This is a genomic window from Labrys sedimenti, from assembly GCF_034424805.1.
In the GTDB taxonomy this organism is placed as follows: domain Bacteria; phylum Pseudomonadota; class Alphaproteobacteria; order Rhizobiales; family Labraceae; genus Labrys; species Labrys sedimenti.
The window spans coordinates 1-16,010 of record NZ_JAXOUF010000043.1; the positions used below are offsets into that span (position 1 = coordinate 1).

Sequence of the window (16,010 nt, forward strand, 5' to 3'; positions counted from 1 at the left end):
CGCCCAAAACTGCCTCCAAAAAGCAGCCTTGAATCAATCCCGAGCCTTGCCGTCAAGCTTTGTCCACGAGGCCTAGTTGTTTCGAAATTCCAGCTCTTCCCTGCAAACGCCACTTCCGCTGCCGAGCGTCAAGAAACGCCCCCCTACACCAGCGGCTGCATCTCGCCGATCATGGTCGGCACGAGCTCCGAGACGGTCGGATGGATGTGCACGGCGCGCTGGATGGTAGCGTAGGGTGCCTTGGCATACATGCCGTCGAGCAGGCCGTGCACGACCTCGTCGCCGCCGACACCGAGGATGGCGGCGCCGAGAATGGCGTGGCTGTCGGCATCGACGATCACCTTCATGAAGCCCTGAGTCTCGCCCTTCTCGACCGCCCGGCCGACCCGCGTCATCGGCCGCTTGCCGATCAGGGCCTTCCGTCCGGACCGGCGCACCTCCTCCTCGGTCTGTCCGATGCGCCCGAGGGGCGGATCGATGTAAAGGGCATAGGCGGTGATGCGGTCGCTGACCCGGCGGGGATCGGCGTCGAACAGATTGGCGGCGACGATCTCGTAGTCATTGTAGGAAGTGTGGGTGAAGGCACCCTTGCCGTTGCAATCGCCGAGCGCCCAGATGCCCTCGACATTGCTGCGCAGTTGATCGTCAACCGTGACATATCCGCGGGCATCGGTGTGCACGCCTGCTCTGTCCAGGCCGAGGTCGTCGGTATTGGGCACCCGGCCGACGGCGATCAGCACATGCGAGCCCGATATCCGCGCGGGGCTTTGCCCCTCCCCCGCCACGGTGACGGCAACGCCGCTGTTCTCGCGGGCAAAGGAAAGGTTCGTTGCCCCGAGGCGAATATCGATGCCCTCCTTGATCAGGATGTCGCGAATGGCGTCGGAAATATCGGGGTCTTCCCGCGAGGTCAGGCGCGGACCACGCTCGATCACCGTGACCTCAGAGCCGAAGCGGCGATACATCTGCGCGAATTCGAGCGCGATATAGCTGCCACCGACCACGATGAGATGCTCCGGCAGCGTATCGAGCTCCACGATCGAGGTGTTGGTGAGGTAGTCGATGCCGGCAAGCCCCGGCATGTCGGGCACCAGGGCACGCCCACCGACATTGAGGAAGATCTTCGGCGCGCTCAGGCGCTCACCATCGACCTCGATCTCATGGGGGCCGGTGAAGCGGGCATGGCCCCGGACCAGCCGGCAGCCCGCCATGCCGCCGAGCCAGCCCTCCAGCCCGGTGCGGGCGTTCATGGTCACCGCCTGCTTGCGGGTCCAGACCTTCTTCATGTCGACGCCGACGCCGCTTCCCAGCACCACGCCGTACTCGTCGGCCCGGCGCGCGAGATGGGCGGCATAGGCACTGGCCACCAGGGTCTTGGTCGGCATGCAACCGGTGTTGACGCAGGTTCCGCCGACATGCTTGCGCTCGATCACGGCGACACGCTGCCCCGCCGCACTGAAGCGGCCCGCCAGGGAGGGCCCGGCCTGGCCAGCGCCGACGATGATGGCGTCGAATTCGCTGCTCATAGCAGGGCCCGGACGATCAGGAGTGCCCCGAGAACCGCCACGGCGTCCTCGATCAGGGCGGCCGGCAGATCCCGCCCGAAGGCGAGCGCCAGCCGGCGGCGGAATTCATGGCCGCCCAGCGTGCCGACGATGGCGCCGACCACGCCCGCGATGAGCCCGAGCAGCCAGGATCCGCCTGCAAATCCGATCGCCGCCCCGCTGAACGCGCCGCTCACGAGGCGGGCGCCGAACTGCATCGGCACCTTGCGGCTGGGAGTCGAGGGCAGTTGATCGCCTACGAACTCCAAAATGGCCAGCGCTGTGAAGATATAGGGCGTGACGGGATGGCCAAGGAAGGCGAGCGGCGTGCCATCGAGCGGCAGCCAGCCCAGATAGGCCGCCCAACTCACAGCGGCAGGAGCGGTGAAGGTGCGCAGCCCCGCGACCACGCCGATCAGAAAAGCGCCGAGCAACGACATGCAGTTCCCCTATGCCGGTGAGACCTCATGCTGGAGGTAGGATGGTATAAAGGCAAGAGTCATTCGCCGGAGGGCGCGGCGTTCCCGGCTACAGCTCCTCGAGCGCATCGCCGAAGGTTTCGATGTCGCGCAAGCGCCTGCGCCCGGCGGCACCGGCCTTCTCGATGGCTCGGGTGGTGATGAGATGGCAGAGCGCCATCACCGACGTGTGGTTGAACAAGGGGCCGGGCGCCAGGGTCTGGCAATGGAAATGCCATTGTGCCGAGGAGCGCAGAGGCGCGCCCTCATCGGTGATGTAGAGGAGCTTGGCGCCCCGCCTCTCGATGGCCGCCAGGATGTCGTCCAGCTTGGCGATGCGGCGGCGCAGGGCGAAAACCACCACCATGTCTTCAGCGGCGATGCTCGCCAGATATTCGCCGAGCGTCTGGCCTGGGCCGGGAATGGCGACGATATTGTCGATGACCTGCAGCATCTGCCATTGCAGATAGGCGGCGAAGGGCTGGCTGGAGCGAAAGCCCACGACCCAGGTCCTGCGCGCGCCGAGCATGGCATCCACCACCGCATCGATCTGGGCCTCGCGGATCGACAGAAAGGTCTGCTCCAGATTGGCGATGGCCTGGCCGACATGGCTGGAAAGCGACTGGCCGGCAGCAGGGTCCGCCGCACTGGAAAGAAACAGCCGCGACCCGGTCTGCCTTTCCTGGCGCACGTGGCGGCGCGATTCCTCGTAGGTCTCATAGCCCAAACGGCGCACGAAGCGCGTCACCGTGGCGTTGGAGACATGGGCCAGGGCCGCTAGCTCCGATGCCGAGTAGCTCGCCAGTTCACCGGGAAAATCACAGACGAATTCCCCGAGCCGCCGTTCGGCTGGCGGAAGCTCGTCGAGGATGTCCCGCACGCGGGTCAGGAATGATCTCTCGGTGGACTGCATGGCCAAGAAAGTTGAAATCTCATTTTCAGGTTATTCCGAGCAGTAAGAGATTTTGACCATCTGTACAATCATATCACCCAAAATCCCCGTCAATTGACGCCACAAGCAAGAAACGAAAATACCAATTGCAAAAATATTTTCTTTAAGTTTAAATATGAAAAAATAATTTCACAAACATCATCCAGAGGATTTAATCGCCATGGCAGGGGAACAGATGATCCCGTCCGGCGCATCGTCGCCGGTACAAAAGCAGATGGAACAGGCGCTGGGGACGATCGGCGTCACCACGGCCCACAAGCAGATTCTCGCACTCATCCTGATCGGGTGCCTCTTCGACGCCTTCGAGCAGAACACCATCGGGCTGATCGCGCCGATGCTAAAGGCGCAATGGGGCCTGACCGGCGCCGACGTCGGCTTCCTGAACACCATCACCTTCGCGAGCGCGGCTGCGGGCCGCCTTCTCTCCGGCATCCTCGGCGATCGCTACGGCCGCCGCGTCATGCTGACCATCAATCTGCTGCTGTTCACGCTCGGGTCGGCGCTCTGTGCGCTTGCGCCGAGCTTCAGCGTGCTTTGCATGGCGCGCGCCATCGTCGGATTCGGCGTCGGCGGCGAGATCTCCACGGCCGTCACCATGCTTGCCGAGTTCTGCTCGCCGAAATTCCGCGGCACCGCAGCTGGCCTGGTCAATGTCGGTGCCGGCGGCTTCGGAAATTTCCTCGCCCCCGCGTTCGGGCTTGTGGTCTTCACCCTGTTCGCGGGGGACGATGCCTGGCGCTGGCTCTTCGGCGTGCTGGCGATCCCGGCCTTCCTCGTCGTGTTCTTCCGCCGCTACGTGCCGGAAACACCGCGCTTCCTGGCCTCGCAGGGCAAGATCGACGAAGCCAACAAGGTGCTATCCATCCTGGCCTCGGGCTCGCTGCGCCCGAAGGATCTGCGGGTCAGGGCCTATCTGTCGAGCCCCGAGGACGACACGGTCCAGCCCGCGAAAAGCAGCTGGAGAGAGCTCTTCCAGGCCCCCTATCTCGGCCGCACCATTCCCGTGGCGATCGCGATCCTGATGAGCTATGGGGCGCAGCTTTCCGTGCTCACCCTCATGCCGATGATCTTCATGTCGATGGGCCATACGCTCTCCGGCAGCCTGCTCTACTCGATGATCATCCAGAGCGGCAGCGTGCTGGGGGCGATCGCCGCCTCGATGTTCGGCTATTATTTCCCGCGAAAGAGGGTCCTGAGCGTCGGCTCCGTCTGTGCCTGCGCGGCAGCCCTGGCCATCGTCTGCCTGGGGAGCAGCCTCTACCTGGTGCTGTTCTTCGGCGCGCTCTTCCAGTTCTTCGTGCTGCTGCTCAACACCTCGATCTGGATCTATGCGCCCGAGCTCTATCCGACCCGCATTCGCGGCTTCGGCGTGGCCCTGATCCTGGCGAGCGGCTCGGCCGCGGGCTCCATCGTGCCGACCTTGGCCGGTTTCCTATTCGACAATCTCGGCATGCTCGGCGTTTTCGGCCTCGCCGCCTCGATGTATGCGGTCTTCGCCTTCTGCATCCAGCTCGGGCCCGAGACCTATGGCCGATCCATGGAAGACCTCACCCAGCCGGCCGAATCCGAACCCCCGACCATCAATTTTACCAAGACTGCTAGAGAACAGGCCTGACAATGCAAGCATCGTCCCCCCAAGCATCGCCTCCTCATGTCCTATTGATCAATCCCAACAGCTCGGAAGCGACCACGGGGATGATGCTGGCCATTGCCCGCCGCAAGGCCGACGGGCGGCTTCGGCTGGAAGCCGCCACGGCAACCCGCAGCCCCTCGATGATCGTCAACGAGACCCAGCTTACCGCCTCGGCAAGCCAGGTCATCGAGATCGGCCGCGCGCAGGATGCGGGCTGCATCGGCATCATCGTCAGTGCCTATGGCGATCCTGGTGTCGTCCACCTGCAGGAAAGCCTGCAAGTGCCGGTCATGGGCATTTGCGAGGCATCCATGATCGACGCCTCGCAGGGCGGGCGGAAATTCGGCGTCGCCACCGTCACGCCGGATCTCGCCGACGCCATCGCGGCGCGTGCCGCAAGCCTCGGCCTACAGCACCTCTATACAGGCATACGCTGCACGCCGGGCGATCCGGTCAAGCTTGCCGATGATGCAGAACGCCTGCGCAACGAACTGGCAGCCATGGTGAGGCTGTGCATCGAGGACGGGGCGGAAGCGGTGATCATCGGCGGCGGGCCGCTGGGCGAGGCGGCGGAATATCTGCGCGCGCAATTCGACATCCCCATCATCGCGCCCATCGGCTCGGCGGTGGACCTGATGATCGCTGCGCTCGCAAACGGCAACGGGCATCGGAACTGAGCGGCGCCCACGGCAAGGAAGACGCGCGAACGCCCGCCCGCTCGCGCCTCTCTTAATTTCCCCGCGCCAGCGCCGCGATCTTGCGCATCACGGTGGGCAGGGCCTCGCCGTCGAGGTCATCAAGGCGAACCCAGCGGCAATCCGGTGGAGCCTTGGTGCTCAGCAGGGCATCGGCGGCATAGACGCTGACGGCAAGCTCGAAATGGGTGAAGCCATGGCTTACCTCGCCCGGTAGCTCGCGCCATTTCGCCTTGAGCGGCGCGTGGTTGACGGCCGCGCTTGAATCGAAATCTTCGCTCCAGACGCTGGACGGAATCTCGGTCATGCCGCCGAGCAGCCCCTTGTCGGGGCGTTTGCGCACCAGTACCCAGCCATCCGGCCTGACGATCCAGAACGCCGCGCCCCTGCGCAAGGGGCGCTTGGCCTTGGGGGCCTTGCGCGGAAATGTCTCCTGCGTGCCTTCCCGGCGGGCCCTGCAGAAGGGCAGATATGGGCACAGGCCGCAAGCCGGGCGTTTCGGGGTGCAGATCGTTGCCCCGAGATCCATCATGCCTTGCGCAAAATCGCCGGGCCTGTCGGCCGGGGTCATGCCGTCGACGATCTCGGCGATCAGGGGCTTGGCCTGCGGGAGCGGGGTTTCCAGCGCTTCGAGCCGCGTCACCACCCGCTCGACATTGCCGTCGACCACGGCCGCGCGCCGGTCGAAGGCGATCGCGGCCACGGCCGCCGCCGTATAGGCGCCGATCCCCGGCAACTGCCTGAGGCCCTCGACCGTGTCGGGAAAACGACCGCCCAGCCTGGCGCTGACAAAGCGGGCGCAGGCGTGCAGGTTGCGGGCGCGCGAATAATAGCCAAGCCCGGCCCAGGCCTTGAGGATGTCCTCCTCATCGCTCTCGGCCATGGCGTCGACCGTGGGCCATCGTGCCAGAAAAGCCTGGAAATAGGGGCCGACGGTCTTCACCGTGGTCTGCTGCAGCATGATCTCGGAGAGCCAGACACGGTAGGGATTCGGCGTCTCGCCAGGCAGCGCCCGCCAGGGCAGCCGCCTTCGATGCCTGTCATACCAGACGAGCAGGGCTTCTGCGTGAAGGCCTTCTGAGGACTTGACCTCGGGAGCGACACTATTAAGCATGGCCTCTCATTCCACAGATCGGCCATGATCAACAAGCCCAAGTCTCAGCCTAAGGCTCCTCAGCCTCAGGCGTCTCCACAGCAGGCTCCCTTCAAGCGAAGGTCGGCCCGCCCCTTTGCGGATCTCGTCGGTCCGGCGCTGGCCGACGCCCTCAAGGCGCGCGGCTTCGCCACGGCCGACATCATCGGGCACTGGCCGGATATCGTCGGCGCCCGGCTCTCGGCCCATTCCCTGCCGGTGAAGATGCAATGGCCGCCTCGCCCAAAGGGCGAAGCCTCCGATGCGGCTCCTGCCGCCGCGACCCTGATCCTGCGGGTCGAGAGCGCCTTCGCGCTCGAGGTCGAGATGTCGGCCAGCCAAATCATCGAGCGCATCAACGCGGTCTTCGGCTGGCGCTGCGTCGGCAAGCTGCGCCTCAAGCAGGGGCCAGTGGATCATCCGGCGCCGAGGCAGAGGCCCGGGATTCCCGACCTGCCCCCCGAGGCCTCCCGCCGATTGGCCGACGATCTCAGCGGCATCGAGAACCCCGGCCTGCGCGAAGCGCTTGAACGGCTGGGGCGGCAGGTTCGCGGCTCCACCCGCACCACCAAGCCGGTCCCGAACAAACCGGTCACACCTACGTGAAGGCAGTTGGTCAGCCTGTTGCCATAATTGCAAGGCTCAAGTACCGCACACATAGAGTGCGCCGATACGCGCAATGACAAAGGACATGAGTCGCCGATGAGCCCGATGCTTTCCCGCCGTACCCTGATCGCAGCCCTTGCGGCGAGTCCGGCGCTTGCGGCCCTGCCCGCCCTCGCGGCCGACGACAAGGTCAGCCTGCTCGAACTGGCCGTGCCCGGCCCCATTCCCGATATCGCGCTCGGCAAGCCGGATGCGCCGGTCAAGGTCTATGAATATGCCTCGATGACCTGCCCCCATTGCGCGCGCTTTGCCAAAGACGTGTTCCCGGCGATCAAGCAAAAATACATCGATACCGGCAAGGTGCTGTGGACCATGCGCGAGTTCCCGCTCGATCCGCGTGCCACGGCCGCCTTCATGCTGGCACGCTGCATTGCCAAGGACGCGCCGCCCGAGAAATATTACACCATGCTCGACGTGCTGTTCTCGCAGCAGGAGAGCTGGGCGTTCGTCAACGATGCCAAGCAGGTGCTTCCGGCCCTGTTCGGCATCGCCAAGCAGTCCGGTTTTACACAGGAACAGTTCCAGGCCTGCTTGAAAGACCAGACGCTCTATGCTGGCGTAAATGCCGTGAAGGAGCGTGGTTCTTCGGCTTTCGGTATCGACGGCACGCCGACCTTCTTCATCAACGGTATCAGGAAGGGCGGCGAGATCACGATCGACGAGTTCTCCCAGGTCGTCGATCCGTTCCTCAAATCCTGAAAGCAGTCCCGGCCCCGCCGGACTGCGGGGTGATGGATGAAACTAACCAAGCTCAGGCTTCTCGGCTTCAAGTCCTTCGTCGAACCGACGGATTTCCTGATCGAACCCGGTTTGACCGGCGTCGTCGGGCCGAACGGGTGCGGCAAGTCGAACCTGGTCGAAGCCCTGCGCTGGGTGATGGGCGAGAGCAGCCACAAAAACCTGCGCGCCGCCGAGATGGACGACGTCATCTTCGGCGGCTCGGGGAACCGGCCGCCGCGCAACATGGCCGAGGTGATGCTGACGGTCGAGAACAAGGACCGCACCGCCCCGGCTGCCTTCAACGACGCCGACATCCTGGAAATCTCCCGCCGCATCGAGCGTGACCGCGGCTCCAATTACCGCATCAACGGCCGCGAAGTGCGCGCCCGCGACGTGCAGCTCATCTTCGCCGACGCCTCCACCGGCGCACGCTCGCCCGCCATGGTGCGCCAGGGCCAGATCGCCGAACTCATCGCCGCCAAGCCGCAATCGCGCCGCCGCATCCTCGAGGAAGCAGCCGGCATCTCCGGCCTGCATACGCGCCGCCATGAGGCGGAGCTGAGGCTGAAGGCGGCCGAGAGCAATCTGGAACGGCTCGAGGACGTGCTGACCCAGATCGAATCCCAGCTCGACAGCCTCAAGCGCCAGTCACGCCAGGCCTTCCGCTATCGCGGCCTTTCCAACGAGATCCGGCAGGCCGAGGCTCTGCTCTTCCACATCGCCTTCGAGGAGGCGGGGCGGCTGGTGATCGAGGCGGAAAAGCGGCTCGACCTCGACACCCGCACCGTGGCCGAGCGCACGCGGGCGCAGGCCGAGACGGCCCGCCTGGCCGCCATCGCCGCCCATGAGATGCCGCCCTTGCGCGAGGCCGAGCATGCCGCCGGTACCGCCCTGCATCGTCTGGTGCTGGCACGCGAGCAACTGGAGCAGGAGGAGCGGCGCGCCGGCGAGCGGCGCATCGAGCTCGACCACCGTATTCGCCAAGCCGGCGCCGACATCACGCGCGAGAAGTCGATGATATCGGATGCCGGCACCATGCTGCAGCGTCTGACGGCCGAGGAATCCTCCCTCAAGGCTGAGCAGGACGGCAGCAAGGAACGGGCCTCCGAGGCCGCCGGCCTGTTGCGGGAGGCCGAGATCGCCTTGGCCGGACAGGAGAAGGCGATGGGCGAGGCCCAGGGCGCCCTGGCCGAACTCCAGGCGTCGCGCGCCCAGGCCGAACGCAGCGAGCGCGAGGCCGCCGAGCGAGTGGTTCGCCTGGAACGCCAGCTCGCCGAGATCCGGCGTGAGGGCGAGGCCCTCCGCGCCGGCTCCAATGCCGCGGCTCTCGCCGAGCAGCTCCAGGAACAGCTGGCCGAGTTGCAGGAACGGCGCAGCCAGGCCGAGCAGGCCGCCATGGAAGCTGAAGCCGTCCACGCCGAGGCGCGCGACGCCGAAGCCGCCACGCGAAGCCCCCTTCAGGAGGCCGAGCGCACGGCCAATCGCCTGGAAACCGAGGCGCGTACCCTCGCCAAGCTGGTGCTGACGCCGGCCGGCGCCAAATATCCCCCGATTGCCGATGCCCTCCAGGTCGCCAAGGGCTATGAGGTCGCGCTCGGCGCCGCACTCGGCGAGGATATCGATGCTCCCACCGACCGCGACGCCCCGGCCCATTGGTCGGGCGCCGTCGCCGACGGCGACCCGCCTTTACCCGCAGGCGTGGAGGCACTGGCGAATTTCGTTCAGGCTCCTGAAGGCCTGGCGCGTCGATTGGCCCAGATCGGCATCGTGGACAGGGCCGACGGTCCCCGCCTCAAGGCCCTGCTCGCCCCAGGCCAGAGGCTGGTGAGCCGCGAGGGCGATCTCTGGCGCTGGGACGGTTTCGTGGCAGCCGCGGAAGCCCCCTCTCCCGCCGCCAGGCGCCTGGCCGAGCGCAACCGCCTGGCCGAACTGGAGGAACAGGCCCGGGAGGCCCGGGAGGCCGTCGTTCCGCGCCGCCGCGAGGCCGAGATGGCGCAGGCCGCCTCGCGCCAGGCCGCCGAGCGCGAGCGCATCACACGCGATGCCTGGCGCAATCTCAGCCGCGAGGCCGATCAACTGCGCGAGCGCGCCGTCGCGGCCGAGCGTCAGGCGGCACAGCTCGCCAGCCGCCTCTCCGCCCTGGACGAAGCCGGCAACCGCCTCGGCAGCGATCTTGCCGAGGCGCGCGAGGCCTGCGAGCGGACAAGACAGACTTTGGCTGCACTGCCCGATGGCAGCGCCCTCAACGCCCAGCTGCAGGAATTGCGCCATGGCGTCGCGGAAGGTCGCGCCGAGGTGGCCGAGACGCGCGCCCAGGCCCAGACGCTGGCACGCGAGGACGAGTTGCGCTCGCGGCGTCTGGCCGCCATCGAGCAGGAAAGCCAGTCCTGGACAGACCGCCAGGAGAATGGCGCGGCCCAGATCGAGACGCTGACCAGCCGCCTGACCGAACTGGAAATCGAACGGGCGGAGTTCGACGATGCGCCGGTCGTCTTCGCGGCACGGCGGCGGGGCCTGATCGCCGAAACCGAAACGGCGGAAGAGACGCGCAAGATCGCCGCCGACCGCCTGGCCGAGGCCGAGACCCGCCTGGCCCAGACCGACCGTCAAGGCCGCGAAGCGCTGGTTGCCTTGAGCCAAGCCCGCGAGGAGCAGGTGCGCTCGGAAGAGAAGCTGGACGCCCTGCGCGCGCGCCGGTCCCAGATCGTCACCGAGATCGAGGAGGCCCTCAACGTCGCCCCGACGGGTCTCCTGAAGCTCGCCAATCTCGCCGCCAATGCGCCGATCCCCGATCGGCGTGCGGTCGAGCGCACGCTCGAGGACGCCAAGCGCGAGCGCGAGCGCCTCGGTGCGGTCAATCTCAGGGCCGAGGACGAGCAGAAGGACGTGCAGACTCAGCTCGATGGCCTCGTCAGCGAGCGGGACGATCTGGTCGAGGCGATCAAGCGCCTGCGCCAGGCGATCGCCGGCCTCAACCGCGAGGGGCGCGAGAGGCTGCTCGCTGCCTTCGACGTGGTCAACGGCCACTTCCAGCGCCTGTTCCAGACCCTGTTCGGCGGCGGCACGGCGGAACTGCAGCTCACCGAATCGGACGACCCGCTCGAAGCCGGCCTCGAAATGCTGGCCCGCCCGCCGGGCAAGAAGCCGCAGACCCTGTCCCTGCTCTCGGGTGGCGAACAGGCCCTCACGGCGATGGCGCTGATCTTTGCGGTGTTCCTCACCAATCCGGCACCGATCTGCGTGCTCGACGAAGTCGACGCGCCGCTTGATGACGCCAATGTCGAGCGCTTCTGCGATCTCCTCGATGCGATGATTCGCGAGACCGAGACGCGTTTCGTCACCATCACCCACAACCCGATCACCATGTCGCGCCAGAACCGCCTGTTCGGCGTCACCATGGCCGAACGCGGCGTCAGCCAGCTGGTCTCGGTCAATCTGAGCGAAGCCGAGAAGTTCCTGGAAGCGGTGTAATCCTGGTGTGCCGGTCTTCAGACCGGCATGGAAATGCGACCCGTGTCCCCCTCCTCAGCTCTATCGAGAGATGGAGCGGGACCGGCACAACTTTCTACCCAAATACCGTACTGCCCTGTCGGTCGGAAGACCGGCACACCGAACCCACAATCTTCCCTTGCCGAATCCATAAGCAAGTGCTTATGTGTTTTACATGATGCAGACGAACCTCTTCCGTGCCCTTGCCGACCCCACCCGCCGCGCCGTGTTCGAACGGCTGGCGGGCGGCGAGATGAGCGTTTCACAGATCAAGGCCGGCTTCGAGATTTCCCAGCCGGCGATCTCGCAGCATCTGGCCGTGCTGCGCGAGGCGGGCCTGGTGGCCGAGCGGCGCGAGGGTCGCATGGTGCATTACCGTGCCGCCCCCCAGGCGCTCGCCCCGCTGGCCGACTGGGTCAACCGCTACGCGAGCTTCTGGCCTGGACGCATCGACCGGCTCAAGGCCGTGCTGAAGGAGATGGACCAATGACGATCCTGAGCGACGCGACGATCAAAGGCGCGGAGGACAAGACAGCGCCGGACGATCTTCACTTCGAAAGCCTGCTGGAAGCACCGCCCGCCAAGGTCTGGCGTGCCCTCACCATTCCCGATTACGTCGCCGCCTGGCTGACGCCGGCCGAGGACGGGACGGGTGCTCCCCGTTCACCGCGACGGGAGTCGAAAGAGCCCGAACTGGTCGATTGCCGCCTCCTTGCCGCCGAGGCCCCGCAAATACTGCGCTATGCCTGGAGCGAAAAGATCCAGGACCGCGTCCTCGACAGCGTCGTCACCTTCGAGCTCGCCCCCCATGGCAAAGGCTCCACGCTGCTGCGCATCACCCAGAGCAACTTCGTCCTGCGGCCCGTCGCCGCCAATCTCAACCAGCCGACCATGCTGCTGCAGGCGGCCTGAGGAGCTCGTCATGAATTCCCTCGTCCCCATGGTGGTGGAGCAGTCCACCCGCGGCGAACGTGCCTTCGACATCTTCTCGCGCCTGCTGCGCGAGCGCATCATCTTCATCAACGGCCCTGTCGATGATGGCGTCTCTGCCCTGGTCTGCGCACAGCTCCTGTTCCTGGAGGCGGAGAATTCGAAGAAGGAGATCTCGCTCTACATCAACTCCCCGGGCGGATCGGTGACCAGCGGCTTTGCCATCTACGACACCATGCAGTTCATCAAGAGCCCGGTCTCGACGCTGTGCATGGGATCGGCCTTCTCGCTCGGCTCCTTCATCCTGATGGCCGGCACGGCCGGGCGCCGCTTCGCCCTGCCCAATGCCTCGATCATGGTGCACCAGCCCTCGGGAGGCTATCAGGGCCAGGCCAGCGACATGCTCATCCACGCCAACAACATCATCAAGTCGCGGGCCCGGCTCAACGGACTCTATGCCCAGCACTGCGGCCGGACCGTCGCGGAAGTCGAGGCCGCCATGGACCGCGACAACTTCATGTCGGCCGACGAAGCCCAGGCCTGGGGCTTGGTGGATCATGTCGCCCCGGAGCGCCTGGAAGCGGCCTAGCCGGGCTTGCGCGGAGCGCGGACATCCTGTCCGCGCTCCGAAGTTTGGCCCTGATTCCCGCAGCGTTTTCAGCCGCGCCACCCGTCTGTGGCGCCGCTGCGACGGCTTCAAGGCAGACTTGCGCAGCCCCATACAGCAAAATGTGACATCGCAACCCAGGCTTGTCCCATATAGAAAAGCCAGCAGCCAATGGCCATTCTCCTCATTTTTTATTTGTTCTCAAAGACTTGGCATAATTTCGCCTCGCCTTGACACCGCAAGGGGGCGTGGGTATGGTCCCGCCGTTTTCAAGGGGGGCGTCCGGCTCTGTTTTGGCCGGCCAGGGAGCATGTTGCCGCAATGGCGAGCGACGAAGCGGACCAGGCCGGAAAATCCGGCAAAGACGAATCCCGCGATCGTGAATTAAACGAACGCTTGCGCCGTCTCGACGAGCGCCTCGGCTCCATCAAGGCCGGGGAAGCAGCCGAAGCGGCCAAGGTGCGCAAGCAGGAGGGCGATCCTTCTGCGATCGGCAAGGCCATGCGCCTCTCGTCCGAGTTCGTCGGTGGCATCGTCGCCGGCGGATTGCTGGGATGGGTTGTGGATCGGTTTGCCGGGACTTCGCCGTGGGGGCTCATCATCTTTTTGATGCTTGGCTTTGCGGCAGGTGTCCGGAATTTGTTGCGCGCCTCGAATATGTTGGGCAAAACGCCCGACAAACAGGAATGAACCGGCGCCTCGCGCCACAATAGAAGACAGGGCCTCGCTGGCGATGCATAGTCCGATTACGCAGTTCGAGATCAAGCCGCTCTTCCATATCGGCAGCATCGCGTTCACCAATTCGGCTCTCTTCATGTTCCTGGCGGTGATCCTCATCGCGCTGGTGATGATCGCGACGACTTCTTCCCGCGCCACCGTGCCGGGCCGCTGGCAGTCCCTCGCCGAGACCTTCTACGAATTCGTGGCCGGCACCGTGCGTTCCTCGGCTGGGAACGAGGGCATGCGCTTCATGCCGCTGGTGTTCTCGCTCTTCATGTTCGTGCTGTTCTGCAACGTGCTCGGCCTGATTCCCGGCTTCTTCACCGTCACCAGCCACATCATCGTCACCTTCGCGCTGGCGGCCCTGGTGATCACGACGGTGATCCTCTATGGTTTCTACAAGAACGGCGCCCACTTCCTGAAGCTGTTCGTGCCCTCCGGCGTGCCGGCCGTGCTGCTGCCGCTGCTGGTGGCGATCGAGATCATCTCCTTCGTCTCGCGCCCGATCAGCCTCTCCGTCCGTCTCTTCGCCAACATGCTGGCCGGCCACATCGCCCTGAAGATCTTCGCCGGCTTCATCGTCATGCTGGCCAGCGCCGGTGCGCTGACCGCGATCCTCTCGCCCCTGCCCCTGCTTCTCGTGATCGCCCTGGTGGCGCTCGAAGTGCTGGTTGCCGTGCTGCAAGCCTATGTCTTCGCCACGCTGACCTGCATCTACCTCAATGACGCCCTTCACCCCGGCCATTGATCCCGTCTAAATCCAACAAAACCTACACCAACAGGAGTTCTCCATGGATCCCGTCGCAGCTAAGTATATCGGCGCTGGTCTCGCTTGCATCGGCATGGCCGGCGCTGGTATCGGCCTCGGCAACCTGTTCGGCCAGTTCCTCTCGGGCGCCCTGCGCAACCCGTCGGCTGCCGACGGCCAGCGCGGCACGCTTCTCCTCGGCTTCGCTCTGACCGAAGCTCTCGGCATCTTCTCGCTGCTCGTCGCTCTGCTGCTCCTCTTCGCAGTCTGATCCGCGCCAGCCACGCCGACGACGACGGCTTTCGCGATCGAAATTCGCGAGGCCGTTCATCGTTTGATTGGCTGGAATGCAGCAATTCCATCTGTTTGTGGCTCCATCTGTTTGTAGCTTGGCCTGCAAAGATGTGAGTGCACATCCGTTGAAGGTGTTTCATGGCTGAAAGTCACGCAGGAACCGAGGTTCCCGGCGATGCACATGGGGCCAAGGGCGCATTTCCGCCCTTCGACAGCTCGTCCTTTGCCTCACAGCTCGTGTGGCTGGTCATCGCTTTCGGGCTTCTCTACATCCTGATGTCGAAGATCGCGCTGCCGCGCATCGCCGGCATCCTCTCCGAGCGGTCGGCTAAGATCGCGGCGGACCTTGCGGCTGCCCAGAAGGCCAAGGCGGACAGTGACGAGGCCGTGGCCTCCTATCAGACCGCGCTGATCAAGGCCCGCGCCAAGGCGCAAAGCATCGCAGCCGAAACACGTGCTGCCGTGACCGCCGAAACGGATACCACCCGCAAGTCGCTCGAAGCCGATCTCTCGGCCAAGCTGGCGGCAGCGGAAGCCAAGATCCTGGCGACCAAGCAGGCTGCGCTCGGCAACGTCAACGGCATCGCCGTCGACGCCACCAACGCGATCGTCGAGCAGTTGCTCGGCAAGGCGCCCGAGCCGCAGACGGTTCAGTCCGCCGTCGACGCCGCCATGGCCAAGTAAGGAGGCGGGCGTGATCGAATATTTCGCCGAGATGATCCACGAACTCTTCAACCCTGCCGGGCCGGAGTTCTACATCCTCATCGCCACGCTGATCTTCCTGGCCATTGCCTGGAAGCTCGGCGCCTTCGGGCAGATCGGCAAGGGCCTCGACGCCCGCGGCAACGCCGTGCGTGCCGAACTCGAGCAGGCTCGCGCCTTGCGCGAGGAAGCCCAGAAGCTGCTGGCCGACTATCAGAAGAAGCAGAAGGAAGCGGAAGCCGAGGCTGCTGCGATGATCGAGGCTGCCAAGGCCGAGGCCGAGCGCTTCAAGGCCGAGCAGATCGCCAAGATCGAAGACTTCGTCGCCCGCCGCACCAAGCTGGCCGATCAGAAGATTGCCCAGGCCGAAACCTCTGCCGTCGCCGAGGTCAAGGCTGTTGCTGCCGATGCCGCCGTCCAGGCCGCTACGACAATCCTTGCCGACCAGCCCGCGGCCAGTGCCGGCAATCTGATGTCGGCCGCCCTCAACGAAGTGCGCGCCAAGCTCAACTGAGCAAGATCGACACGACATCCTGAAAAGCCGCCCGCCGAAAGGTTGGGCGGCTTTTTCTTTTGCAGCAAGCGTGCAGAATCGGATCCCTTCTCCCCTTGCGGGTGTCGTCAACTCCCTTGAGTTGACTAGAGCGTTTTGCGATTTGACGGAGTCACCAAGAATCGCAAAGACGCGTCGAAACAAAGAGCTAGAGAAAAAGTGCGGTT

At 65.2% G+C, this 16,010-nt stretch carries 17 protein-coding genes; 13 read left to right on the top strand and 4 right to left on the bottom strand.

The annotated features are described in order from the left end of the window. Positions 1-143 precede the first annotated feature (143 nt). The 3 genes from U1R88_RS34560 to U1R88_RS34570 form a co-directional block, all read right to left on the bottom strand. Positions 144-1,526 carry an FAD-containing oxidoreductase gene (locus U1R88_RS34560; RefSeq protein ID WP_322435406.1) on the bottom strand — a complete coding sequence of 461 codons (1,383 nt, stop codon included), beginning with the start codon at positions 1,524-1,526 and terminating at the stop codon, positions 144-146. Then, on the bottom strand, positions 1,523-1,984 hold the full coding sequence (locus U1R88_RS34565; protein WP_322435408.1) for a DUF4126 family protein: 462 nt from the start codon (positions 1,982-1,984) through the stop codon (positions 1,523-1,525). The genes U1R88_RS34560 and U1R88_RS34565 overlap by 4 nt, the downstream gene beginning before the upstream one ends. Before the next feature lie 88 nt (positions 1,985-2,072). Beyond that, entirely contained in the window at positions 2,073-2,915 is an 843-nt protein-coding gene (locus U1R88_RS34570) for a MurR/RpiR family transcriptional regulator (RefSeq protein ID WP_322435415.1), read from the bottom strand. 199 nt (positions 2,916-3,114) lie between these two features. Between U1R88_RS34570 and U1R88_RS34575 the strand changes: the two genes are divergently transcribed. Further along, the gene (locus U1R88_RS34575; protein WP_322435409.1) at positions 3,115-4,569 is read left to right on the top strand and encodes an MFS transporter; all 1,455 of its coding nucleotides are present in this window, start codon (positions 3,115-3,117) and stop codon (positions 4,567-4,569) included. 2 nt (positions 4,570-4,571) lie between these two features. Then, positions 4,572-5,264: an aspartate/glutamate racemase family protein gene (locus U1R88_RS34580; RefSeq protein ID WP_322435410.1), complete on the top strand. Its 693-nt coding sequence runs from the start codon at positions 4,572-4,574 to the stop codon at positions 5,262-5,264. A 52-nt stretch (positions 5,265-5,316) separates the two neighbouring features. Here U1R88_RS34580 and mutY read toward each other — a convergent pair whose 3' ends face one another. Next, positions 5,317-6,396 carry an A/G-specific adenine glycosylase gene (mutY, locus tag U1R88_RS34585; RefSeq protein ID WP_322435411.1) on the bottom strand — a complete coding sequence of 360 codons (1,080 nt, stop codon included), beginning with the start codon at positions 6,394-6,396 and terminating at the stop codon, positions 5,317-5,319. 24 nt (positions 6,397-6,420) lie between these two features. Between mutY and U1R88_RS34590 the strand changes: the two genes are divergently transcribed. From U1R88_RS34590 to U1R88_RS34640, 11 genes are all read left to right on the top strand, one after another. Then, positions 6,421-7,020, top strand: coding sequence for a DUF721 domain-containing protein (locus U1R88_RS34590; RefSeq protein WP_162275171.1), 600 nt, complete (start codon positions 6,421-6,423; stop codon positions 7,018-7,020). 96 nt (positions 7,021-7,116) lie between these two features. After that, the gene (locus U1R88_RS34595; RefSeq protein ID WP_311942118.1) at positions 7,117-7,779 is read left to right on the top strand and encodes a DsbA family protein; all 663 of its coding nucleotides are present in this window, start codon (positions 7,117-7,119) and stop codon (positions 7,777-7,779) included. A 36-nt stretch (positions 7,780-7,815) separates the two neighbouring features. After that, positions 7,816-11,271 carry a chromosome segregation SMC family protein gene (locus U1R88_RS34600; protein WP_322435412.1) on the top strand — a complete coding sequence of 1,152 codons (3,456 nt, stop codon included), beginning with the start codon at positions 7,816-7,818 and terminating at the stop codon, positions 11,269-11,271. Between the two features lie 193 nt (positions 11,272-11,464). After that, positions 11,465-11,779 carry an ArsR/SmtB family transcription factor gene (locus U1R88_RS34605; RefSeq protein WP_322435413.1) on the top strand — a complete coding sequence of 105 codons (315 nt, stop codon included), beginning with the start codon at positions 11,465-11,467 and terminating at the stop codon, positions 11,777-11,779. After that, complete coding sequence (locus U1R88_RS34610; RefSeq protein ID WP_322435414.1) at positions 11,776-12,201, top strand: SRPBCC family protein; 426 nt, start codon at positions 11,776-11,778, stop codon at positions 12,199-12,201. The genes U1R88_RS34605 and U1R88_RS34610 overlap by 4 nt, the downstream gene beginning before the upstream one ends. Positions 12,202-12,211: 10 nt before the next feature. Then, positions 12,212-12,808, top strand: coding sequence for an ATP-dependent Clp protease proteolytic subunit (locus U1R88_RS34615; protein ID WP_149251723.1), 597 nt, complete (start codon positions 12,212-12,214; stop codon positions 12,806-12,808). A 339-nt stretch (positions 12,809-13,147) separates the two neighbouring features. After that, entirely contained in the window at positions 13,148-13,516 is a 369-nt protein-coding gene (locus U1R88_RS34620) for an AtpZ/AtpI family protein (protein WP_311942103.1), read from the top strand. Between the two features lie 43 nt (positions 13,517-13,559). Continuing rightward, positions 13,560-14,294 (top strand): F0F1 ATP synthase subunit A, encoded by a 735-nt coding sequence (locus U1R88_RS34625; RefSeq protein WP_425545531.1) that lies wholly within the window; start codon positions 13,560-13,562, stop codon positions 14,292-14,294. A gap of 43 nt (positions 14,295-14,337) precedes the next feature. After that, complete coding sequence (locus tag U1R88_RS34630) at positions 14,338-14,565, top strand: F0F1 ATP synthase subunit C (RefSeq protein WP_068291855.1); 228 nt, start codon at positions 14,338-14,340, stop codon at positions 14,563-14,565. 161 nt (positions 14,566-14,726) lie between these two features. Then, positions 14,727-15,272, top strand: a complete 546-nt coding sequence (locus U1R88_RS34635; protein ID WP_068291852.1) for a F0F1 ATP synthase subunit B — start codon at positions 14,727-14,729, stop codon at positions 15,270-15,272. A gap of 31 nt (positions 15,273-15,303) precedes the next feature. Continuing rightward, on the top strand, positions 15,304-15,804 hold the full coding sequence (locus U1R88_RS34640) for a F0F1 ATP synthase subunit B family protein (RefSeq protein WP_322435417.1): 501 nt from the start codon (positions 15,304-15,306) through the stop codon (positions 15,802-15,804). Positions 15,805-16,010 lie beyond the last annotated feature (206 nt).